Origin of the sequence: Kaistella gelatinilytica, assembly GCF_015679325.1 — a bacterium.
Lineage (GTDB): Bacteria > Bacteroidota > Bacteroidia > Flavobacteriales > Weeksellaceae > Kaistella > Kaistella gelatinilytica.
Genome location: NZ_JADPVI010000001.1, coordinates 589738 through 613999, shown reverse-complemented (window position 1 = coordinate 613999; position 24262 = coordinate 589738). Strand labels below are relative to the sequence as shown.

19 protein-coding genes and 1 tRNA gene are annotated in these 24262 nt (G+C 35.7%); 14 read left to right on the top strand and 6 right to left on the bottom strand.

Features of this window, described 5'->3' with window-relative positions:
* Nucleotides 1-329 precede the first annotated feature (329 nt).
* From acs to fsa, 9 genes are all read left to right on the top strand, one after another.
* Nucleotides 330-2237, top strand: a complete 1908-nt coding sequence (gene acs, locus IV494_RS02670; RefSeq protein ID WP_196078616.1) for an acetate--CoA ligase — start codon at nt 330-332, stop codon at nt 2235-2237.
* Between the two features lie 361 nt (nt 2238-2598).
* Nucleotides 2599-3738 (top strand): NAD(P)/FAD-dependent oxidoreductase, encoded by a 1140-nt coding sequence (locus tag IV494_RS02665; protein ID WP_196078615.1) that lies wholly within the window; start codon nt 2599-2601, stop codon nt 3736-3738.
* The gene (locus IV494_RS02660) at nt 3738-4451 is read left to right on the top strand and encodes a methyltransferase domain-containing protein (protein ID WP_196078614.1); all 714 of its coding nucleotides are present in this window, start codon (nt 3738-3740) and stop codon (nt 4449-4451) included. Before IV494_RS02665 ends, IV494_RS02660 begins: the two co-directional genes overlap by 1 nt.
* Entirely contained in the window at nt 4448-5500 is a 1053-nt protein-coding gene (locus tag IV494_RS02655; protein ID WP_196078613.1) for a type III polyketide synthase, read from the top strand. Before IV494_RS02660 ends, IV494_RS02655 begins: the two co-directional genes overlap by 4 nt.
* Nucleotides 5494-6291: an SDR family oxidoreductase gene (locus IV494_RS02650; RefSeq protein ID WP_196078612.1), complete on the top strand. Its 798-nt coding sequence runs from the start codon at nt 5494-5496 to the stop codon at nt 6289-6291. The genes IV494_RS02655 and IV494_RS02650 overlap by 7 nt, the downstream gene beginning before the upstream one ends.
* Complete coding sequence (locus IV494_RS02645) at nt 6292-6720, top strand: 3-hydroxyacyl-ACP dehydratase FabZ family protein (protein WP_196078611.1); 429 nt, start codon at nt 6292-6294, stop codon at nt 6718-6720.
* 218 nt (nt 6721-6938) lie between these two features.
* Nucleotides 6939-8213: a beta-ketoacyl-[acyl-carrier-protein] synthase family protein gene (locus tag IV494_RS02640; RefSeq protein ID WP_196078610.1), complete on the top strand. Its 1275-nt coding sequence runs from the start codon at nt 6939-6941 to the stop codon at nt 8211-8213.
* A gap of 18 nt (nt 8214-8231) precedes the next feature.
* Nucleotides 8232-8486 (top strand): acyl carrier protein, encoded by a 255-nt coding sequence (locus IV494_RS02635; protein WP_196078609.1) that lies wholly within the window; start codon nt 8232-8234, stop codon nt 8484-8486.
* A gap of 75 nt (nt 8487-8561) precedes the next feature.
* Complete coding sequence (fsa, locus tag IV494_RS02630) at nt 8562-9215, top strand: fructose-6-phosphate aldolase (protein ID WP_196078608.1); 654 nt, start codon at nt 8562-8564, stop codon at nt 9213-9215.
* Between the two features lie 78 nt (nt 9216-9293).
* On the opposite strand, the gene IV494_RS02625 is transcribed toward fsa, so the two are convergent.
* Nucleotides 9294-10715 carry a T9SS type A sorting domain-containing protein gene (locus IV494_RS02625; RefSeq protein WP_196078607.1) on the bottom strand — a complete coding sequence of 474 codons (1422 nt, stop codon included), beginning with the start codon at nt 10713-10715 and terminating at the stop codon, nt 9294-9296.
* 207 nt (nt 10716-10922) lie between these two features.
* On the opposite strand from IV494_RS02625, the gene IV494_RS02620 reads away from it, so the two are divergent.
* The 3 genes from IV494_RS02620 to IV494_RS02610 are packed head-to-tail and all read left to right on the top strand — an operon-like array spanning nt 10923 to nt 12449.
* Complete coding sequence (locus tag IV494_RS02620) at nt 10923-11555, top strand: NAD(P)H-dependent oxidoreductase (protein WP_196078606.1); 633 nt, start codon at nt 10923-10925, stop codon at nt 11553-11555.
* A 32-nt stretch (nt 11556-11587) separates the two neighbouring features.
* Nucleotides 11588-12022 carry a MarR family winged helix-turn-helix transcriptional regulator gene (locus IV494_RS02615; RefSeq protein WP_196078605.1) on the top strand — a complete coding sequence of 145 codons (435 nt, stop codon included), beginning with the start codon at nt 11588-11590 and terminating at the stop codon, nt 12020-12022.
* Between the two features lie 4 nt (nt 12023-12026).
* Nucleotides 12027-12449, top strand: coding sequence for an organic hydroperoxide resistance protein (locus IV494_RS02610; RefSeq protein WP_196078604.1), 423 nt, complete (start codon nt 12027-12029; stop codon nt 12447-12449).
* A 196-nt stretch (nt 12450-12645) separates the two neighbouring features.
* Here the strand turns inward: IV494_RS02610 and IV494_RS02605 are convergent.
* From IV494_RS02605 to IV494_RS02590, 4 genes are all read right to left on the bottom strand, one after another.
* A tRNA-Arg gene (locus IV494_RS02605) sits at nt 12646-12719 on the bottom strand.
* A 76-nt stretch (nt 12720-12795) separates the two neighbouring features.
* The gene (locus IV494_RS02600) at nt 12796-14571 is read right to left on the bottom strand and encodes a porin family protein (protein WP_196078603.1); all 1776 of its coding nucleotides are present in this window, start codon (nt 14569-14571) and stop codon (nt 12796-12798) included.
* A gap of 65 nt (nt 14572-14636) precedes the next feature.
* Nucleotides 14637-17600 carry a tetratricopeptide repeat protein gene (locus IV494_RS02595; RefSeq protein ID WP_196078602.1) on the bottom strand — a complete coding sequence of 988 codons (2964 nt, stop codon included), beginning with the start codon at nt 17598-17600 and terminating at the stop codon, nt 14637-14639.
* Between the two features lie 233 nt (nt 17601-17833).
* The gene (locus IV494_RS02590) at nt 17834-21391 is read right to left on the bottom strand and encodes a T9SS type B sorting domain-containing protein (RefSeq protein ID WP_196078601.1); all 3558 of its coding nucleotides are present in this window, start codon (nt 21389-21391) and stop codon (nt 17834-17836) included.
* A gap of 129 nt (nt 21392-21520) precedes the next feature.
* On the opposite strand from IV494_RS02590, the gene IV494_RS02585 reads away from it, so the two are divergent.
* A complete protein-coding gene (locus IV494_RS02585) occupies nt 21521-23215 on the top strand; it encodes an APC family permease (protein WP_196078600.1) in 1695 nt (564 codons plus the stop codon).
* Entirely contained in the window at nt 23215-23526 is a 312-nt protein-coding gene (locus IV494_RS02580) for a DUF962 domain-containing protein (protein WP_196078599.1), read from the top strand. The genes IV494_RS02585 and IV494_RS02580 overlap by 1 nt, the downstream gene beginning before the upstream one ends.
* A gap of 45 nt (nt 23527-23571) precedes the next feature.
* Here the strand turns inward: IV494_RS02580 and IV494_RS02575 are convergent, their stop codons facing one another.
* Nucleotides 23572-24246: a hypothetical protein gene (locus tag IV494_RS02575; protein ID WP_196078598.1), complete on the bottom strand. Its 675-nt coding sequence runs from the start codon at nt 24244-24246 to the stop codon at nt 23572-23574.
* Between the last annotated feature and the right edge of the window lie 16 nt (nt 24247-24262).

Genomic DNA, 24262 nt, shown 5'->3' with positions numbered 1-24262 from the left:
GCAAAGGCGTTTCACTTAGCAAAGAATTGCGAAAAATAAAGACTTGCGTATCGGAAATTTAACATTAAGGTAGATGAAGGGATTGAGGAAGATTAAGGTTCATCAAAGATGAATTGAGGGTTGGAAAATTATTTCTTTGGGAAATGCAGGTTTTATAAAACTGAATTTTAATAAACGAAAATTGGAATAAATAAGATGGGTCGTAACTAGCCCTGATAGAAGCGGTTACCCCGGAACAAGCGCTGGGAAAAGCCTTGGCGTGAGGAGTATGAGCGGATAGCAGGTTCCTGGCTCCTGAACAAAATTAGAATTAAAAAAAATTAAATATTATGAAAAATTACGTGATAGACGATTTGCCGGACTATTTTAAACAGTATAAAAAATCGATTAAAAACCCGAAAAAATTCTGGGACAAAGTGGCCGATGAGAATTTTGTGTGGTATCAACGGTGGTCCAAAGTGGTGGATTACAATATGGAAGATGCTAAAATTCAGTGGTTTAAAAATGCAAAACTGAATATTACGAAGAATTGTATCGACCGGCATTTGAATGAGCGTGGGGACAAAACGGCGATTATTTTTGAGCCGAATGATCCGAAAGAGGAGGCGCAACATATTTCCTACAGCGAATTGCGCGACCGGGTTTGTGAAATGGCGAATGTGCTGCGTGATCAGGGTGTGCAAAAGGGCGACCGCGTTTGTATTTATCTGCCGATGATTCCTGAACTGGCGGTTTCAATGTTGGCTTGTGCAAGATTGGGTGCGATTCACTCCGTGATTTTTGCAGGATTTTCGGCAAACGCTGTGGAATCCAGAGTCAACGATTGTGGAGCGAAAATGATCATCTGTTCTGATGGAAGTTACCGCGGTACAAAATCAATTGATTTGAAAGGAATCATCGATGAAGCCGTAGAAAAATGCCCGACCGTGGAAAAAGTTTTGGTCGTAAAAAGAACTGGTGGCGAGGTGAACATGAAGGAAGGAAGAGATCTTTGGTTGGCGCCTCTTTATGACAAAGCGCCTTCTGATTTTATTTCGGTGATCATGGATGCGGAAGATCCTTTGTTTATTTTATATACGTCCGGCTCGACTGGAAAACCGAAAGGAATGCTGCACACGACCGCTGGTTACATGGTGTACACGGCTTATACTTTTAAGAATGTTTTCAATTATAAGGAGAACGATATTTACTGGTGTACCGCGGATATTGGCTGGATCACGGGACATTCTTATATTTTGTACGGACCTTTATTGAATGGCGCGACGACTGTTATTTTTGAAGGCGTACCAACTTATCCGGAACCGGATCGTTTCTGGGAAGTGATCGAAAAACATAAAGTAACGCAATTTTATACGGCTCCGACAGCGATTCGTGCCTTGGCAAAAGAATCTTACGAGTGGGTTGAGAAACACGATTTGTCGAGTTTGAGAGTGATTGGTTCTGTTGGTGAGCCGATTAATGATGAAGCGTGGCATTGGTATAATGATCATGTCGGTAAGAAAAAATGTCCGATTGTTGATACTTGGTGGCAAACTGAAACTGGAGGAATTATGATTTCGCCTTTGCCTTTTATCACACCGACGAAACCAACTTATGCAACCTTGCCGTTGCCGGGAATTCAGCCCGTTTTGATGGATGATAAAAGAAATGAAATTACCGGAAATCAAGTGGATGGGAATTTATGTATCCGTTTTCCGTGGCCTGGAATTGCACGAACAATTTGGGGCGATCATCAACGATATAAAGAAACTTATTTTACTGCTTTTCCCGGGAAATATTTTACCGGAGATGGCGCTTTGAGAGACGAAGTTGGCTATTACAGAATTACAGGACGTGTTGATGACGTGATCATTGTTTCCGGACATAACCTTGGAACTGCGCCGATTGAAGACAGCGTGAATTTACATCCAGCCGTGGCGGAATCTGCGATTGTTGGGTATCCACACGATGTGAAAGGAAGTGCGCTTTACGGATTTGTGATGTTGAAAGACAGCGGCGAAGATCGTGATAGAGATAATTTGAGAAAAGAAATTAACAACGTGATCTCCGACACAATTGGACCAATCGCAAAACTGGATAAAATTCAGTTTGTTTCTGCCTTGCCAAAAACCCGTTCCGGGAAAATCATGCGCCGTATTTTAAGAAAAATTGCGGAAGGTGATTTTGCTAATTTCGGCGATACTTCTACGCTTTTGAATCCGGAGATTGTGGAGGAGATTAAGAATGAGAAGATTTAAGATTGTTGGATGATGGAGGTCTGATGATGGATGTTTACAATCTTACAATAAACTATAGAACCTTGCGGCAACGTGAGGTTTTTTGTTTTTTACCGCAAAAGAGACAAAAAGGATTGGCTAAAAATTTAGATATTCAAAAAAATGCATAAAGAATGATGCAAAAATTTACCATTAAAATTTTGGTTAAGGAGTTTAGATGATTAAGATTTCCTTCGGAAATTGAACACTAATGTTTTCTTTTACACGCAACCCTTTTCCAATTAAACTAATGTGACTAATGTGTTTAAAAATAAACAAGAAGTAGCATAATAAAACTTTTGTGACTTTGTGCTAAAATTTTTTACTACATTTAAATAAAAAATTGAAGAATTCAAATTGCGATACTGAAGTCCTCATCATTGGCGGTGGTTTAGCAGGTTTAACGAGCGCGATACACCTTACTAAAATGGGTTGTAAAGTCATTGTTATTGAGAAGAATTCTTATCCAAAACATAAAGTTTGCGGCGAATATATTTCCAACGAGGTTCTTCCCTATTTTAAATGGCTCAATGTAAATATTGAAGAATTAAAATCAACGCACATTTCTACACTGCAATTTTCATCCGAGTCTGGACGAACGATTAAAACCCAACTTCCACTCGGTGGTTTTGGAATTAGTAGATATACTTTAGATTATGCACTTTATAAAAAGGCTCTTTCTCAAAACTGTGAAATTATCGGAGATCAGGTGAATGAAGTCATTTTTAAAGATGATTTTTTTGAAGTTTATTTAGCCTCTGGAAAAATTTTGACTTCTCGAGCTATTTTAGGTGGATTTGGAAAAAGATCCAACTTAGACTTGAAAATGAAAAGAAATTTTCTTCAGAAAAAATCTCCTTGGTTGGGTGTAAAGGCTCATTACGAAGGTGAATTTGATGAAACAGTTGTTGGACTTTATAATTTTAAAGGCGGTTATTGTGGCGTTTCGAAAATTGAAAACAATTTGCTCAATATCTGTTACTTAACTAATTTTAAATCTTTCAAAAAATATAAAAATATTGAAGAATTCCAGGAAAATGTGGTTTCTCAAAATCCACATTTAAAAAATATTTTAGAACACTCAACTTCAGTTTTTGAAAAACCTTTGACCATCAGTCAGATCTGTTTTGAAAAAAAAGAAAATGTGGAAAATCATATATTAATGATGGGCGATACGGCCGGATTAATTCATCCCTTATGCGGAAATGGAATGGCAATGGCGATTCACAGTGCGAAATTGGCCGCAGAACAAACAATCGATTTTTTATCCAATAAAATTTCAAGAGATCAGCTCGAAAAGAATTATTCTTCGATCTGGAATAAAAATTTCAAACAAAGATTATGGTATGGCCGAATTTTAGGTAGTACTTTCGAACATTCAAAACTTTCAGAAATTTTGACCACTTTAATTACTTACGTTCCCTTTTTACTTCCTTTAATTATCAGAAAAACCCACGGTAAGGAAATTACCGTCAATCAATAATGGCTTTAGACACAACTTACAGAACGGATTTAGAAGAATCGATGGATGATTTTTCGATGGATAATGAAGGTTTAGTAACCGCTCTGGACGATATCGCCCGAATTAATCAGTTGCTCGGTGGAAACTCCGTGACTTTAGATGGAGTAAAAACTTTAATTAAAGATTTTCCGAAAGATAAATTGATAACGATCATCGATTTTGGTTGCGGAGGCGGCGATATGCTAAGAATGCTTTCAAAATATGGCACAGATAATAACTTAAATTTCAAATTAATAGGAATCGATGCCAATGAAGCCACGATTCGACACGCGGAGAAATGTTCCGCAGAATTTGAAAATATCTCTTACTTGGCTGAAGATATATTTTTATACGATTTTTCGAAATTTAGTATAGATATCGCCCTAATTACGCTTACTTTACATCACTTTAAAAACGATGGGATCATCAACATAATGAAAGTTATTTACGGTCTTGTTACCAAAGGAATTGTGGTAAATGATCTGCAAAGAAGTAAATTAGCATACCGTCTTTTTCAGGTGATAATTTTCGTATTCAGATTAAAAGAAATGACTGCAAATGATGGTTTAATCTCCATATTACGCGGATTTAAACGGAAAGATCTGGAGAAATTTTCTACGCAGTTAAATTTTAAAAAAGTAAATATTAAATGGAAGTGGGCATTCCGCTACCAATGGATTATTGAGAAAATATGAGTGTAAAAATTATTACAGTTGCTAAGCAATTGCCCAAATATTCCCGAAAAACTTCCGAAGTCTTGCCTTTTTTAGATCAATGGTTGGTCGGTCAGGACAGCCGATTTGTGCGGAAAGTCAAAAAGATTTTTGAAGGAGCCGCCGTTGACGAAAGGTATTCCATTATGGATCCGATTGAAGTTTTCACGGCAACATCTTTCGAAGATAAAAATGACATTTATGCCCGTGAAGTTGTTTTATTAGGCGAACAGGTTTTGGATAAATCTTTGAAAAAAGCCAATTGGGATCCGCAATCTTTGGATTACATTATTACCGTAAGTTGTACTGGAATTATGATTCCGTCGCTTGATGCTTATCTGATCAACAAATTAAATTTACGTCAGGATATTGTACGATTACCTGTGACAGAAATGGGTTGTGCAGCCGGAGTTTCCGGAATTATTTATGCCAAGAACTTTCTTCAGGCAAATCCAGGAAAGCGTGCTGCAGTAATCGCAGTTGAAAGTCCCACCGCTACTTTTCAGTTAGAGGATTTCTCCATGGCGAATATTGTAAGTGCCGCAATTTTCGGCGACGGCGCTGCGTGTGTCCTTTTATCATCGGAAGAAGATGCGGAAGGTCCGGAGATCGTGGCAGAAGAAATGTATCATTTCTATAATAATGAACACATGATGGGTTTCAAATTAACGAACTCTGGGTTGCAAATGATTTTAGATATTGAAGTTCCCGACACGATTGGGGAACATTTCCCAAATATAATCCATCCGTTTTTAGCCAAACAAAATTTAGAAATTAAAGATGTCGATTATCTTATTTTCCATCCAGGTGGAAAAAAAATAGTGCAAATGGTGGAAGGATTGTTTTCAGAATTGGGGAAAAATATTGACACGACAAAAGAGATTTTAAGATTGTATGGAAATATGTCGAGCGCGACCGTTCTTTACGTATTAGAAGAAATTATCAATCAAAAACCGCAGAAAGGCGAGAAAGGTTTAATGTTAAGTTTCGGGCCTGGATTTTCTGCGCAAAGAGTTTTACTGCAATGGTAGGAAGATTTAAAAATACAAATTATTGGACTGTGATTTTGGGCGGAAGTTCAGGATTAGGTTTAGCTTCTGCAAAAAAACTGGCTTCAGAAGGAATGAATATTTGTATTATTCACCGCAGTTCCCGTGCTGAAATGGAAACTATTAATGAAGAATTTAATTTAATTAAAAACGAAAATATTCATTTTATAAGTTTGAATAAAGACGCTTTAAACCTTCAACATCAACAGGATATTTTAACCGAATTAAAAAATATTTTAGGTTCAGAAGGAAAAATTCGATGTCTCTTACACAGTATTGCCAAAGGAAATTTAAAGCCGATGACTGGTTCTAAAAATGAAAGTTTATCAACCGACGATTTCTCAATTACACTTCAAGCCATGGCAACCAGTTTATACGACTGGACGAAATTAATTTTCAATGAAAATCTGTTTGCGGAAGATGCGAGAATTCTTGCTTTTACAAGTGAAGGAAGTATAAAACCAATCAACAATTACGGCGCAGTTTCTGCTGCAAAAGCTGCTTTGGAAGCCATCTCCAGAAATATCGCTTTGGAGTTTGCTCCATTTGGTTTACGATCAAACTGTATTCAAGCCGGAGTAACGGATACGCGATCTTTGCAGATGATTCCAGGAAGTGAAAAAATAAAAGAACACACTAAAAAACGCAATCCTTTTAAAAGATTAACCACGCCGCAAGATGTGGCAAATGTGGTGAGTTTATTATGTACAGATGAAGCCGCTTGGATTAATGGTTGTGTAATTCCCGTGGATGGCGGCGAACGTTTGAGTTAAATGAATACCGCAGAAATCTTAGAAAAACTACCCTATTCTACTCCATTTTTATTCGTGGATGATTTGGTGAGCATGGACGAAAATGGTGTGACTGGAACTTTTACTTTTAAAGAAGATTTAGATTTTTATAAAGGTCATTTTAAAATCAATCCAATTACTCCTGGAGTTATCTTAACCGAAACCATGGCGCAAATTGGATTGGTTTGTTTAGGAATTTTTCTGGTTGGAAATGACTTGACTGAAGAAAGCCAGATTGGTTTAACTTCCACAGATATCGAATTTCTGAAACCCGTTTTTCCGGGTGAAAAAGTGACGGTGATTTCAGAGAAAATTTACTTTAGATTTAATAAATTAAAATGCAAAGTAAAGATGCTGAATGAACAATCAGAAATTGTTTGTGAAGGGATTATTGCAGGGATTATAAAATAGTTTAGAACGGCAATAGAAATATATGCCGCTAAATTTCGCCCACAGATTTTCAAGGATTTTAACGGAAGTCGTGGAACAAAAATTATTATCGCGTTAGAAAATCTATAGGAACAGTTTCAGGGGTTATGCTCAAATTGCCCAGAGTCAGCATTTTTAAAATCTGTGAAAATTCGTGAAAATCTGTGCGAAAAGTCTTAACAAACAGCAGTGTAATAATTATGAAAGAAACAAGAGTTGTAATAACAGGTTTAGGAGTCGTTGCACCCAATGGAGTTGGTCTCGAAAGCTTTCGTGCTGCTTTAAAGGAAGGACGCTCTGGAATTCAGTTTGATCAACAATTAGCCGACTTGCAATTTTCCTGTCAGGTTTCCGGAACTCCACCCGTTGATAAAGAAAACTTAAGCGAATATTTTACTGATTTAGAATTACGTAATTTTAATTCAACCGGAATTATGTACGGCGTTATCGCAGGCTTAGATGCCTGGAAAGATGCTGGTTTAGAACCTTCGCAAGATGAAAACCCAGATTGGGACAGCGGAACGATTTTCGGCGCCGGAACTTCTGGCATTGAAAAATTTCGGGAAAGTATTTATAAAATTGATGCGCTTCAAACACGAAGATTAGGAAGCACCGCCGTTTCGCAAACCATGAACAGTGGAATTTCTGCTTATTTAGGTGGTAAATTAGGCTTCGGAAATCAAGTCACGACCAATTCTTCTGCGTGTACTACAGGAACAGAAAGTATTTTAATGGCTTTTGATCGCATAAAAGCGGGAAAAGCAAAACGAATTTTAGCTGGAAGTACCAGTGATTCCGGTCCTTATATTTGGGCAGGATTTGATGCGATAAAAGTTTGTAATTTTAAATCAAATGAAAATCCAGAATCCGCTTCTCGGCCGATGAGTGCCTCTGCAGCGGGTTTTGTCCCGGGAAGCGGCGCCGGAGCTTTGGTAGTTGAAGATTTGGAATCTGCTTTAGCTAGAAATGCAAAAATCTATTGCGAAATTCTCGGCGGAAATTTAAATAGCGGCGGTCAACGCGGCGGTGGAAGTATGACTGCGCCCAATTCAACCGCTGTTCAGAAATGTATAAAAGATGCCATTTTAGATTCTGGAATTGAAGCAAAAGACATCGATTATATCAGTGGACATTTAACCGCAACCTCAAAAGATGCTACCGAAATTGAGAATTTATCAACTGCTTTAAACCGATCTGGGAAAGATTTCCCTTACATCAATTCATTAAAAGCCTTAACAGGACATTGTCTTTCTGCGGCAGCAAGTATTGAATGTGTTGCTGCTATTTTACAACTGTCAGAAAATTTTGTAGCACCCAATATCAATTGCGAAGATTTAAATCCAGAAATTTCCGTGATTATCGACTCAGATTGTATTCCACAAAATTTAGTAGAAAAAAACATCAACATCGCAGCGAAAGTCAGTTTTGGTTTTGGTGACGTGAATGGATGTATTATCTTTAAAAAATATTCTTAATAAAATTTAAATCTCAATATGGACAAGGAAGAGGCAATTCAAAAATTAAAAGAAATCGTAAAACCTTATGTGAAAAATGAGGAAGCTTTAGCAAACATCGATGAAGATACCGATTTTATCAACGATCTAAATATTAATTCCGCGAATTTGGTTGATGTCATTTTAGATGTGGAAGAAGTTTTTGATATCGAGATAGATGCTGATTCGATGGAGAAAATGCGTGACGTAAAATCTGCATTGGCCGTGATTGAAGAGAAACTGGCCGCTAAATAATTACACAATATTTTTAAATAGAATCATTTTCCCATTGCACACGAAAATCTTACCTTTGCAAAAACAAAAAGTAATATGAAATTTTTTATCGACACCGCTAATCTGGAGCAAATTAAAGAAGCACAGGATCTAGGAATTTTAGATGGAGTTACTACCAATCCATCCTTAATGGCTAAAGAAGGAATCAGCGGAAAAGAAGCTGTTCTAAACCATTACAAGACCATTTGCGAAATTGTAGACGGCGATATTTCTGCGGAAGTTTTGAGCACCACTTATGAAGAAATGATTAAAGAAGGCGACGAATTAGCAGCGATTCACCCAAATATCGTAGTGAAAATTCCAATGATCAAAGATGGTATCAAAGCTTTAAAATATTTCTCCAACAAAGGAATCAAAACCAACTGTACTTTAATTTTCTCAGCTGGTCAAGCTTTATTGGCGGCGAAAGCTGGAGCAAACTATGTTTCTCCATTCTTAGGAAGATTAGATGATATTTCAGTGGACGGAATGAATTTAATCGAAGAGATCAGAATAATTTTTGATAATTATATGTTCGACACAGAAATTTTGGCAGCGTCCATCCGTTCGCCTATGCATATTATCAACTGTGCGAAAATTGGTGCCGATGTGATCACTTCGCCCTTAGATTCAATTCTTAATTTATTGAATCACCCTTTAACTGATAAAGGTTTGGCGCAGTTCGTTGCGGATGCTAAAAAAATGAGCTAGAAAGAGTTTTTCTTCACAAATAAAAAAAACCGTCTGAATTTCAGACGGTTTTTTTGTACTATCACATGGAAGAATATTTTAATTCTTAATCAACTTTTTTGAAATATGTTCACTGTTTTTCATAGTGATTTTCAGAATATAATTTCCTTTTGGAAGAATTGCAGTATTAATTTTTTTATCATTTTTGGATTCTAAAACCTTCTTTCCCTCAATTGAAAAAAGTTCTAAACTTTCAGCATCTTCTGCATTTCTAATGTTTAAAAAATCTCTCAGTGGATTTTCAATTTCAATTTTTTTAAGAGAGGTATTTGAAGTGGAAAGTTTCTCAGTCTGCACTAAATACTTTTCAATTTTCACTCGGATCAGGTTTTGATTTTGATCTGGAAGAATAGAATTGACCAGAATAAAATTGTCTTTCAACTCAATTTCGTGACCGGACAAAAGATTAAAATCTCTGTTATTATTAATTTTTAAAGCATTACCAGTCGTAGAAAAAGCGTTTAAAGCTTTTTGATTTCCTTTTTGATTTAATATGATAAATTGATTTTGTGAGAAACCCATATCTAAAAACTGTTCATAATCTTCAGAGGTTGCAAAACCATTTCCATTAAAATTAGAATCCAGGTGATCATCTTTGATCACAATTAACCTGCTGAAATCAGGAAGTGGATAATTCTTATATTCAAAAACAGAATAAACCATCCCATTGGAAGTCATCCGTGTCGAAAGATTCGTTTTATTTTGTAACAAAGCACCGTTGTGATGGTGACAGGAATGCTGATTTAAATTCAACACAGTATTGGTCTCTAAGGAATTTAAATCATAAAATGAAAAAACGGAAGACGAAATCGAACTTATATCACACGTCGTAATTTTACCGTTTGAAGATTGTCCCATCGGGAAATGATAGGAATAACTTATTTCGCCATTGTTCCCAAATGTCGTGTCTAACATGCCATCTGCAGTAAATTTCTTCGCATTTGTGCTATCAGAATTGGTAATAATTAAACTTTGATCAGCCAGAACTAAAACACTTAACGCTTGAGGATTGATACTTTCTGTAACTTCATTTAGAACTCCATTTTCCCCAAAAGTGGTATCCAAAATTCCATTATGATCGTATCTAATAATTTTAGAACCTTCGTAGGGATCATCACCAGACGGTTTAGGTCCGAAACAAACAATGATTTTATCACCCTGCAGCATTGCATTCATAAAATTATTTTCCTGGAATTCAAGCTTGCCATTATTTGCAAAACTCGAATCAAGTGCTCCGTTGGGTGTGAGCTTAAGAATATAATTCTTTTCGGTGCTGTTAATAAGATATAAAATAGAATTGTCTGGTAGAACAATTATATTAGTGTTTAGAATAGTTTGCGAGTTGCTAAAGTCAGCGGTGAATATTCCACCGTTTCCAAAGGCAGGATCTTTTGTAATATTAATCTGCGAAAATGACTGAGTGCCGTAGAAGACAACCAGAAAAAATAGAAGTTTTTTCATGTAATTTGTGTTACGGCGAATTTAAGAAATTTCGTCACGTAATTTGGGGGCGAAAACACCCTATTTTCACGAAAAAAATTTATTAAGCTTTTCTGCCTTCTTCTTAATTAAAAAAGATTAAATAAAATATTTACTATTAAATTGTGTACAATTTAATTGTTTACTATATTTGCAATTCCAAATACGAACAAAAATAATTTAAAGTACATGTCATTAATAGAAGATTTAAAATGGAGACACGCTGTAAAAGCTTACGACTCCACTAAAAAAGTTTCATCAGAAGATCTTAATAAAATATTAGAAGCGGCGAGATTGGCTCCAACTTCTTCAGGTCTTCAACCTTTTCGTGTTATTGTGGTTGAAAATCAGGAACTAAAAGAGAAAATGGTTCAAGGTGCATTGAATCCCGAGGTGATGAAAGACTGTTCGCAGGTTTTAGTTTTTGCAGCTTGGGATAGCTATTCGGATGCAAAAATTGACAAAGTTTATGATCATCACACCGATGTGAGAGATTTACCAAGAGGAAGATTTGGTTCTTATACCGATCAAATCAAAGAATTATACAACGGTCAAACGAAAGAAGAACATTTTGCACACACTGCAAGACAAACTTATATTGCTCTGGGTTTAGCCATGGCTCAAGCTGCAGAACTTAAAATTGACAGTACTCCCGCAGAAGGTTTTAGCAATGAAGTAGTTGACGAAATGTTAGGTTTGAAAGAACTCGGTTTAAGAAGTGTAACTTTACTCTATCTTGGTTACAGAGATCTGGAGAAAGATTACCTTTCACACATGAAGAAAGTGAGAATTCCGATGGAGGAATTTATCATCAGAAAATAATTTTAGATACTTAATTTTTTCAATTTCAAATGATGGAAAATCAAGATACCCCGAAATTAAGCGACCAGTTGTGCTTTCCGTTTTACGTGATCGCAAAAGAAATTACGGGAATGTACCGTCCTTTTTTAGAGGAATTAGACATCACATATTCTCAGTATTTAGTGATGATGGTTCTTTGGGAATATGAGAGATTGACCGTCAATCAAATCGGAGAAAAATTGTATTTAGACAGCGGAACTTTGACGCCTCTATTAAAGAGACTTGAGGCAAAATCCTACATCATCAGACATCGAAAAAAAGAAGATGAACGCGTGGTAGAAGTATTTCTGACAGAAGAAGGAAATCAGCTTCAAAAAAAAGCCTGTATCATCCCTGGAAAAATGCAGGAAAAACTCAATTTAACTGAAGAAGATCTTGTAGAATTGAAAGAAACAGTGACTAAATTAATGCAAATTATAGAAAAATAAAAAAATGAAAACATTATATACAACAAGCGTCACGGCAAAAGGCGGACGCGACGGAAAAGTTAAAAGTGAAAACGGAATTTTAGAATTAGATGTTAGAACTCCAAAAGCTTTGGGTGGCGCAAGCGATGAATTTACAAATCCTGAAATGCTTTTCGCAGCAGGTTATTCGGCCTGTTTTGACAGTGCTTTAAACTTGATGATCAAAAAATCAAAAATTGAAACCGGCGAAACTACAGTGAAAGCAAAAGTGAGCATTGGTCAAATTGAAAACGGCGGTTTTGGGTTAGCGGTAGAATTAGATGTAAATGTTCCCGGTGTTTCTTTAGAAGAAGCGCAGTCGTTGACAGAACAAGCACATCAGGTTTGTCCTTACTCGAACGCAACCAGAAATAATATTGAGGTTAAACTTGCAGTGACCAATAATTAATTCAGGTCAGATTATTTAGAAACACATCATTATATATAGAAGATTAAATCGATCAGGAGATTTAATTGAAATTAGAAACGGCAGAGCTTTTATAAGTTTTGCTGTTTTTTTTTACATCTTCTTATTTAATTGAGGATTGCCCAACTTGAATTCTAAAAACAAAAAAGGATAAAAAATTAATTTTATCCTTTTTTTGTGACCGCGACAGGGTTCGAACCTGTAACCTTCGGAGCCGAAATCCGAAATTCTATCCAGTTGAACTACGCAGCCATTTTCTTTATAAGCAATATATAATTAGTACTAAGCAATCTAAAATTACTCATTACCTATTGCTTATTACTCATATTTAGAAACTAATTTTAACACCGCCCAAAATCTGCGCTCCCAAAACTTTATAACCTTTGTAAGTTTGATACTGGGTGTTGAGTAAATTATTTCCGAGTGCAAAAATACTGAAATTTTTATGAACTTTGTACTCTGCAGACAAATTTAAATCAGCAAATCCACCAACTTTATCATTTCTGTTTTCTGAAGAAATAAATACGTTTGAATTAATGCCACCATTATTCAACTCAAAAGAGTTTGTCGTTTGATCTGTCGCAAAAATAGCTTTCGCTCCTAAGTTCAATTTCTTATCCAACATCGAGTATTTTGCTCCTAAACTTGCTCTAACTAAAGGTTTATTAAAAATATTTTCATAATTATCGAGCAAATATTTCTCAAAATTGACTTCAGCATCTACAGCCAAATTTGCCAAAGGAAAATATTGTACACTCGCTTTTGCTTCACTTACAGTTCCATTGTCGTAAACAGAAGAAAAAGTATTCGCAAAATCATAAGCCGGACGATTATAATCGACCGTACTATTGAACAGATCATTCGCTTTAAAGAAAAGGATATCATTCATTTTTCCGAATCCTGCGCTGAAATCATATTTAATATTCTGATCAATATCACCACGCAAACCAAAATAGAATTTATATTTCGTTTCCGTCGCACGCAATTCCTGATCGGAAACCAAATAAGGATTCTGCTCCAATAGATCGGCGTAAGAATTTAATTTTAAACCACCCGTAATTCCTGCGTAAAACTTGAATTCATCAGCTGCGGCAAACTGTAATTCAGCTTTCGGAAACCAATAGGTTTTATTATTTCTTACCTGTTCAGCTAAAATTAAATTTGAATTTTTAGCATTTAAAAAGGAGAAATCAGAACCGATCATTAAGTACGATTTCCCTTTAAGGAAAGTCATTTTCGGAGCTAAAGTAGCATTCAAAAATTGAGAAGAATTTTTATCGAGTAAATCAAAATCTGTTTTCACCGTTTCTAAATTCAATCCTAAATCAGCATTAAACTTTACATCATCGAAACTCGGCATTTCTACCCCATGCTTTGATAAATTCACCAAAACTTCTGCCTGATTTTCTTTAGAACCAAAATGATCACTTAGGAAAGATGATTTCAGGCGAACATCATTTAAAATTTCATTTGAATAAAAATCATAGTAACCATTCACTTTGATACGATTGGTTTTTTGCTGCAGATCGACGTCATTTGAAGCCGGCGTCAAAGCGTAAATCCCGTAATAATTATAATCATTTAAACCATAATCAGCACTAACACTCAATTTTCCTTTTTCTCCGTAAGAGTTTAGAAATAAACCTACATTCGCAGTACTTTGTTTGGAATTCCAGTCATAAACTTTACGCAAACCATTGGTAGAAAGGAAATGAACATCTCCGCCTACCTCCATTCCGTTTTCTAATTTCGTAGAAATATTTCCGTCGGCAAGAATTTTACCGTAATTCCCCATTCCGAGTTGAAAATAATTGTCCTGATATTCTGCATCAAATTTCGGCGAAATGTCTTCACCCTGAATAATTGAAGTTTTAAAATCTGAAGACGCCGGAACATTGGTAATATCGTAAGTTGGCGGATTTGCAGACTTTTCTTCAGGTGGATAATTTTTTTCTGCTTCGATAGAAGTTTTCTTCTTCTCGATTTTCTTTACTTCAGGTTCCCGTTTTCTGTCCAAAATCAATTTTTCGTCTTTGATCTGGGAAAACGCAAACTGCGAAAATCCTAAAAATAACAGCGATAATATTTGAAATCGTTTGTTCATTGATATTTTGTATTTATGTAAAAATCCCAAAAATGCATTTACATTCTACGTTTTACATTAAAGTTTTATTTCTTAATTTGTTTTTTTAAATCCTTTGCTTCTGCAACAATCTCCGGGAAATCACCGTAATTGGCGACAATCTGATCGGCGGTATAACTTGCCTGATAATTATCTTTCAAACCGATATAATTTTTTACCATTAAAACCAACGATTTCGCACCCCAATATTCTTCGGACGCATAATTATTGGCCAGTTTGAAAATCGTTTCATTCGATGATTTAAAGGCTTTTCCTTTGTTTTGATAAAAGGCTTTCGCATATAAAGCTTCCGCTGCAACTTCGGTATTTGAAGATTTTTCTAAAGCCGTGTACGCAGTTTTCGCCTCGTTGTCTTTTCCATTGTTCATCAAACTTCTGGCTTTAATAACTTTCGCAAGTTCATTTACTGAAGCTGAATTTTTAGGATTTTGTAAAACGAGATCAGCCAGCATTTCTGATTTCTTAAAATCTTTTTCATCAGAATAAATTTTCATTAACTCTACATTCGCAAAGTTTTTAACATTCACATTCGTAGAATTAGATAGCGATACTAAATATTTCTTCGCTTCATTGGTATTATTCTGCGCTAAATAAATCTGCGTAATTCTGGTCTGCGCATCTTCCTGATAATCGTTCTGCACATTCGCAACATCCTGTAAAACCAACAAGGCTTTTGTAGAATTATTCGTTTGGAAATAACTTTCACCCAATTCATATTGCGCCTGATACAAACCTTCTCCGGTTGGATTTTGCGTTAAATATTTTTCAAAAAGCGGAATGGCTTTTTGGTATTCTTTGCTGGCATAGTAAGATTTCGCCGTATTCAAATTGATTTCATCAATTTCTGAAGCATCGATTCTTACGCCTAAACTTTGAGCAAAATTCTGGTAACCTGAAACATCATTATTTTTAGTGAAAATTGGTCGGGCTGCCTGAACAATTTTACTTGCAAACGCGGTATTTTTATATTGATTTCCAAGGGACTTTAATTCAGATAAAGCTTTCGCATCTTCATTCTGATCAATGTAATTCTGAGCACGATAAATTTGAGCATTCGCTACCAAATCCTTATCAGTACTTGTTTTAATAACTTGTGTGAAATAATCATTGGAGCTTTTGAAATCGTCATTTGCTGCATAAGAAGTTCCAATTTCATATTGTGCATCGTCAAAATATTCTGAGTTTTTATATTGAGTTAGCAATTTCTTCAGTTCTGCGATTTTCGCAACCGTATCACCTTTGAAACCTAGAGCCATTGCTTTTTGGAACATGGTGTAATCATCAGCATTTTCGGTTTTATCGTAAATGGCGATCGCTTCATTCAGATCATTATTCGCGTAATAAGTATCAGCTAAACGAAGTTCTGCATCATTTTTAAATGCCGGTTTCGGGTCTTTCAAATAAGCTTCGAAATACTGTTTCGCTTTGTCGAATTTCTTTGATTTAAAATAAGCATAACCCAGATCGTAATTCAGCTGTTGCTTCTCTAAAAAGTTTTCGCTTTTTAATTTTTCAAAACGCGTGATCGCGGAAGGATAATTTCCTTTTTGATAATACGTTTGAGCCAACCAATACGTTGCTCTCGTGTTGAATTCTTTATTGATGTTAAATTCTAAACTTCGCAGGAAATATTTTTCTGCAGCATCTAAATTCCCTTTATTAAATTCTTCGGTACCGATTAAAAATGAAACTTCCTGATCAACTTTATTCGTCTCCGGAGTGGAATTCGGCATTTTATCGATCGCTGCCAAAGTTCCTTTATAATCGCCGGAATACAAATAAGATTTCACCAAAAGTGATTTCATTTCCTTTGTATCAGGACTGTTTGGATATTTTGAAATATAACTTTGAATCACTGTAGATGCAGATTCAAAAGGGTTCCCCAATTCATAACTCAACTTTGCGTATTGCAAATGAGCAAGTTGCTGAACTTTTGGGTCGTACGTCATTTGATACGCCGAACGAAAGGCAGAAAGTGCTTCCTGTTTTTTACCGACTTCAAAATAAGCGTTTCCTAATTGGTAATATGCGTTTTGTGAAGTCGCAGAATTGCTGTTCAAAAGTTGATTGTAATAAGAAACCGCTTCATCGTATTTCTTCAAATGTGCCGAAACAAATCCCATTTCGTACAAATCACTTTCAGACGGAGTTCCTTTACTTTCCAGATAAATTTTTAAATGCGGATAAGCAGAACTGTAATCGCCTTTCATGAAATAACTTTCACCGATCATCTTGTGGACTTCGGCTTTATAATCAGCGGAAATATTTTCGTTAAGTAAAGCATTTCCTTCTGCGATCGCCTTATCATAATCTTTGTTATTAAAGTAAAGCTGTACATAATAAGGTTTTACAACGCGCGCATATTTCTCGTTGTCTTTAATTTGGTCGAAATAAGTAAAGGCTTTATCATTTTGTCCATCAGCATAATAAAGATGTCCCAACATATAACCAATGTCGTTTTTATCGGAACCTTCACTTGTCTTATAGGCTTCTTCTAAGGCTTCAATCGCACCCTGCGAATCGCCGGTCATGAATTTCGCATAACCGAGTTTCATGATATACTGCGTATTTTCCTGTTTTGAAAGTTGGTATTGATTTACTTTTTTCAAAGTTTCCAGCGCTTTTTCAAAATCCTTTTGAGCCAGATAAAAATCTGCCAAAGGTAAATTGGCCTGAGCAAAATACGCTGAGTTTGGATATTCTTTGATGAAAGCATCTAAACCTTCTTCAGCATGATTTTTTCGTAAAATAACGCCGATGACATTATCGAAAAACTGAGCTGCTTCTTTTTTAGAATTTGAAAGATTTTCGTTATAGAAATACTGTCGGGCGTACTCAAACTGAGAGGCGTTATAAATTTTGTTCTGGTAAAGATTTTCGGCGAGATTGAAACGGTAGTTTTCGCGGTCGCTGAAATATTGAGATTGTTGAGCTTCGGATAAGCCGAAATAGAATATTGCTGTCGCAATTAAGATTTTTTTTGAATTCATTTAATCCTGATTTTCGGAAAGTTTTAGAATTAATCGTATGGAAGATCAAGGCATTAAATGCCGAGAATGATTTCCACATTTAATCAACGAAAATAAAGAAAAGTTATTGCCTGCACAAGTTTATTTGATGGTTGTGGAAATGTGGATAACTATTATTTTTGTATCAGATCCGACTTATAAGTTACCGTATTTAAAGGCTGAAAATTGAAATTACAATTTACAGTTGATCTCTGCTAGCTTCTGTTTTTCAACAAGATCCAACCTTGGCGTTGCTCCGTTTTTTGAGTAACCGCATCATACCAGGAAATAATATACCAGTACGAAGAAGTTGGTAAAGCTCTGCCATTCAGTTTTCCGTCCCATTCCGTTTTATTTGGATTGGTAGACTCGAAAACTTTGGTTCCGTTCCTGTCAATAATGATGATGGAAACTTCCTGCATTTTATCCAGATCTTCAACTTTCCAAACATCATTAATTCCGTCGGCATTGGGCGTGAAGGCATTATTTATTTTAATAAAATAAACGGTTTTTGGCGGACCAAAACATTCGGTTGCAGATTCTACCTGAATTACATAAGACCGATCGGTTGGATTAGATAAAATATTCGAAGTTTGTGGAACGCCATTAAAATAATATTTGTAAGGTTTTACACCACCATTTGCAATAACTTCAATTGAATTATTGGTTTGATTGATCACTTCAATTTTAGGCTGATTTTCATCAGAAACAATAAAATTATGAGTGTACTTACAACCGCTCAAGTTCGTTAATTCGACTGAATAATTCCCGGGTTTATTTAAATTGATAGTTTGAGTTGTTTCACCTGTACTCCATTTCCATGAGACGTTTTCTGTGCCAGCATCAATAAGAACTTTTTCGTTATAACAGATGAAATATTTAGGTAAAAGCGTTGAAGACTTACTTGGCGTGTTGACTATTAAATTAATTTTCGCTGACGAAGGACAAAATCCCGGAAGGGTAATTCGCAAATAGACAGTCTGTGCAAAAGGGGTGTCATTGGTATAATTCGCCGAAATTGACAGTGTGTAAGCTGCATCTTTGAAATATTCAAAAACCGCATCAGGATCAGTGGTAAATGCTGATTTTTTAGAATCTAGATTGAAAAGCGTTTGTCCATCAAAATTATCATCACAAAGCGTGTAGTCGGTTTGAGTATTTGATAAAGCGGAATTTCCGCCTTTTATAAAAGTGACTGACTGTACATCTGAAATGCATCCTGTAAGATTATCTTTAATATAGAACTGAACCGTTTTCGGCAGATTGGTCACATCAAAACTGGCTGGAAGTGGATTTCCGCTTGCATCGACAAAAGTATATTGTGCAGGATTCGAAATCACAGAATTTTGAAAATTTTGAAGGGAATAAACAACTTCTTCACAGATCAAAATCTGATTGGAAGTGGCTGCAGGTTTAGGAATATAACTTAGATTAAATGGTACTGTATCGTTACAAGTTGTATTATAGATCAATTTAATATAAGGATTCACACCAAAAACATTTGCATCATAATTGAGGATCTGACCTGGTGTTAAAAGCGTTCCGGTCGTAGAATAATATTCTAAATTCACAGTGACTGGACTTTGCGCATCCGTAAGATTTGATGCAGTCTGTGTTAAATTAAAAGTTGTATTTCCCTGACAATTTTTCTTAGTTATTGAATTGAGAAGCAATTTCGGTTTTAAATAGACCAAAATTGTGATCGCAGGATGATCCGGTGAAACGCAGCTCGTCAAATTATTAACAACTCTGATATATAAAGTGGTATAATTAAGTCCACTTCTGAAATTGTAAGTAACCGGATTAATCCCATTTTCTGCATCCGAGAGAGAGTTATGAAAAGTTACCGTAACATTTGGATCAGGGTTAATTTGCGGAATTAAAGATGCCAGATCGAAAGTCTGTGTCGCACTTGCACATTGAGGCGCCAGTTGCGTTGTGGGAGCATTAGCAACTACTTTTGCATCTTCTGTAAAAATAATCGTAGAAATAGTATTGCAACTTCCAGTACTTAAATTTTTAGGAGAAATTTTCACCCAAACCTTTGGAAATTGATTAATATTAACTGTTGAGTTGGTGGAATAATTAATCCCGTCTGTGGAATATTGATAATCAAAAATCGCGAAACCAGCACCTGCTAAATCAGATAAATATTTCGAAACGTCTTCTGTAGTTTCTCCAAAACAATATTTTTTCGCCAAATTATTAACAGCAGCCGGAACGGAATCAAAACGAATACTGAAATTTTGATTGATTGAACATCCAGAAACAGCATCATTAACATTTATCGTTAAAGTTTTCACCGTATTCGCAGCAATTACAAAATTCGCAGGATTAGGAATAACTGTCGTTCCATCCATAAAAACTAACGTGTAATTTGAACCTTGCGGATAGTAATCGTACAAATTAATAATTCTGGAAGATGCTCCCGTATTGTCACAATAGTTGAGAGAAACGTTATTCGCATTAAAAGGAGGAATCGTTGAATTCAAATTAACCGTAAAAGGATCAGAATCTACTGAACAAACTGGCGAAGCTTTTCTGGAAGTGCGTGCAAAATAACTTCCGGTTTGGGTCGCATAATAAGAATTTCCCGTACCCAAAACCGTAGTATTTCCAACGCGAAACCATTCAAAATTAAGATCCGGATCATTCGGAACAGTCATTGTGACTCCGCTTACACATCCACTTCCACCGTTTGTAGTAATAACAGGTTTCGCAATTTTTTTGAAAGTCACCTGATCTGAAACCGCATTTCCAACTTGCACGCCATTCGAGTCACGATAGGTTACTTCAACTTTTAAAACATCGCCGTCATTCGGTGCAAAAGCAGTTAAAGTATTTGTAGTTTCACCCAGCAAAGTTGCATTTTGAAACCATTTAAATTGCGGTACTAAATTTTGATTTGGGGTGAAAACCCATGCAACACCTTCAGTTTTCCAAGGTCCGTTATTATAGTTATAAGAAACATTGCTGTGCGCCGGAACTTTAAATTTAGAAGCGTCATCATTTTGAATTCCTAAAATTGCGTTGTAGGTATCTTCAATTTTATTATTCACATAAATAATTACTCTGCCATCTTCGAACAACAAAATACTGCTGCTGTAGGTGGAACTAGAAAACCCACCCGTTCCATTGCTTCGAATTTGATTTTGAAAAGAAACCAACAATGCATTTACTCCTCCAACGACAATGTTTTTGTACAAATAATTAACGCTGGAATTTTGAGATTTTGGAATTAAATCGGTGTAGCCAAAAAATATTTGCGCGAGATTAAGTTCCTGTGCTGTATTGTTTTTAAAAACTTTATTATAATCTGTGGAAGGCAATGCTGAATAGGTATTATATCCTGTAATTCCGCTAAAAGTTCGGTCTTTATAAGTATTGATGTCTTTCAGATTATCAATTTCTGCGTCATTCGTGAAAACCAGTCTTCCATTGCTTCCTGCCACAACTTTAGAATAATTTTTTCCATAAAAACTAAAATTGAAACCAATGGGAAAAGCGGTGCTGAATTTATCTGTTCCGGTCGCCGAAAATGTGATCGGCGTTCCACCAGCAGTCAAAGGATAATTGGAGGGCTGATCTTTGGTCATTGCATAATCACCCGTCGAAGTAGCTACTGCATCTACTTTTAAATTAAATTTCTCCCCATTGCAAAAATAAAGTTGCGACGGATAAGCTACGTTATCTGCCGGATTGAAAAGATTTACTGTTTGGGTGTGACCCAAAAGAAAAGAAAAAAGAAAAAGTACAACGGAGAAATTCCTCATTCACCAATAATTTTTAACAAATTTAAACCATTATTTATAACCCATTTTTTACCCATTTTAGTATTTCAAATTTAAAAAAAATCAGTTTTCTCAAATTTTATTTTACATTTGTGTAAATTACTTTCCAATATGAATCAGCTTTTCAGAAGAAAAAACTACAGTGCAAATGATCATCCTTCCGGTTTATTACGTGTTTTAGGCGTTTGGGATATCGTATTTTTTGGTATTGCCGCAATTATTGGTGCCGGGAGTTTTAGTAGTTTAGGAGAAGCCGTTTTTCGTGGTGGTCCCGGAGTAATTATTCTGTATATTATTTGTGGTTTCGCTTGTGGTTTTACGGCACTTTGTTACGCAGAATTTGCGAGCAGAATTCCTACCGCCGGTTCCGCATATACCTATGCCTACGCAAGTTTCGGCGAATTAATTGCCTGGATCATTGGTTGGGCTTTGATCATGGAATACTCTTTCGGAAATATTTATGTGGCGTTTTCCTGGAGCGACTATTTTACAAGTTTTATGGGCCGAATTGGCGTTCATATTCCAGAGTTTTTAACCTGCAGTTATCCTGAAGCGAAAAAAGCTTTTTTCGGTGGTTCTCAAAATGTAGAATTGATCAATGCCTGGAAAACGGCACCAATGTTAGGAAATTTAAAAATTATTTTAGATATTCCCGCTTTGGTTATTAATGGATTGATCACCTGGTTGGTTTATGTTGGTGTAAAAGAATCTAAAAATTTAAATAACGTTTTTGTTATTCTAAAACTTTTTATCATCTTAATGGTGATCGCAATGGGAGTCGCCTTTATCAGCACTGATAACTGGTTTCCTGTTAGTACGGTTACGCACGTTCCTTCTTTTATGCCGAATGGATTTGCCGGCGTGATGAGTGCAGTTTCCGGGGTTTTCTTTGCCTATATTGGTTTCGATGCATTGAGTGTGCTTTCAGAAGAGACCAAAGATCCGCAGAAAAATCTTCCAAGAGGAATGATCATTTCCCTTATTTTATGTACGGTAATTTATATTATTTTGACCTTGGTTCTAACGGGAATGGTCGATTATCGAAAATTTGAAGGTATCGGTGATCCGCTCGCATTTATTTTCGAAAGGTCTAATGCGAATATTGCCTGGATGGAATTACTGGTGTCTCTTGGTGCTATCATTGCGATTACGACCGTTTTATTGGTTTTTCAAATGGGGCAACCGAGAATTTGGTATGCAATGAGCCGCGATGGTTTGATGCCAAAAAAATTCATGGAAATTCACCCTAAACATAAAACGCCCTCTTTTGCTACCATAATTACGGGAATCGTAGTTGGAGTGCCAATTTTGTTTACTGATAAATCGTTTATTTTGGACTTCACTAGTATCGGAACTATTTTCGCCTTTGTTCTGGTTTGTGGTGGTGTTTTGTTGCTTCCATCAAAAGAAAAATTGAAAGGCAGATTTCACTTACCCTATATCAATGCTAAGATTCTTTTCCCAATTATTTTCCTGGGTGGACTTCTTTTCTTTTACTGGTGGCAACCTGAATTTTTCCACACGTTAATGGAATGGGATCATAAGACAGAAGGTGAATTCCGGATTTCGATGTTCTTTTTTATTATAATTAATATCGGACTTTGCGTTTTAGCTTTCGTCAAAAATCTATCCTTGATTCCATTAATGGGATTAAGTTCTTGTCTTTATCTTCTCACAGGAATGAGCCATAACAACTGGTTTTGGTTTCTGGTATGGTTTGCAATTGGACTGATCATTTATTTTTCCTACGGATATAGAAATAGTAAATTGCACAGAACTTCAAATGACGACTTAATTCAAAAGTAATGGCAGAAAGAATAAAAACCTTCGATGAATTCTACCAGTTTTATCTGAAAGAACACACTCAATTAGGCACACGAATTTTCCATTTTATAGGAACGCTTCTGATTTTTTTCGTTCTTTTTTACGTGATCAAATCAGGAAAAGAGCGATTCCTGTGGTACATTCCAATTTTCGGATATGGATTTGCCTGGTTCAGTCATGCAGTTTTCGAAAAGAACAGACCTGCAACTTTCAAATATCCATTGTGGAGTTTGGCTTCAGATTTCAAAATGTTCTTTCAATTACTAATCGGAAAAATAAAATTTAAAGCATAAAAAAAGCCCGAAAATATTTTCGGGCTTTTCTATTTTTAAAAATTTCTATTTGAAAATATTTCTTTCTTCTTCGATGGCTTTATTTACGGCTTCTGTAATTTTACCAATGGCATTATCATAGTTTGGCGGCGTATTCCATTTTCCTTTGATGATTTCCATTTTCACATTGTTTTGTGCAAAATATAAAGTGTTATCTGCGGTATTGACCACATTATTATCCAGATATATATATCCACCTCTTCCCGTTTCAATCATACTGTAATAACTGATCATCACACCCCAATTTACATTCACGAAAATCACATCATCAACTCCGTATTTTTCTTTTAAATTTCTCAAATCGTAGTACGCATATTTCTTTCCTTCAATTTTGTCACCTTTAAATTTAGCTGCAGTTTTACCATCAAATTTTTCATCGATGATGATCACTTCTTTTCCTTTTGCTTTTAACGATTCAGAATAAATCGAAATCAACTGATCTTTAAAGAGGATTTTTTGCTTTGCTAAATCCAACATCGGTTGATATTTATCGCCAGAAGTTACTGCTAAATCGAGTAAACCTTGAGAACCTTCCCGAAATTTCTGCGGATCATTTACGTTGACAAAAACTCCAACTTTAGAAGGTTTATTCAAATATTCCGCGTTCATTGGAACATTTACCTGACAAGAAACTAAAACCGCAAACGTTGCGAAAAGCCCCAAAATAGTAGATTTACTCATATTGATTTTTTTTTGG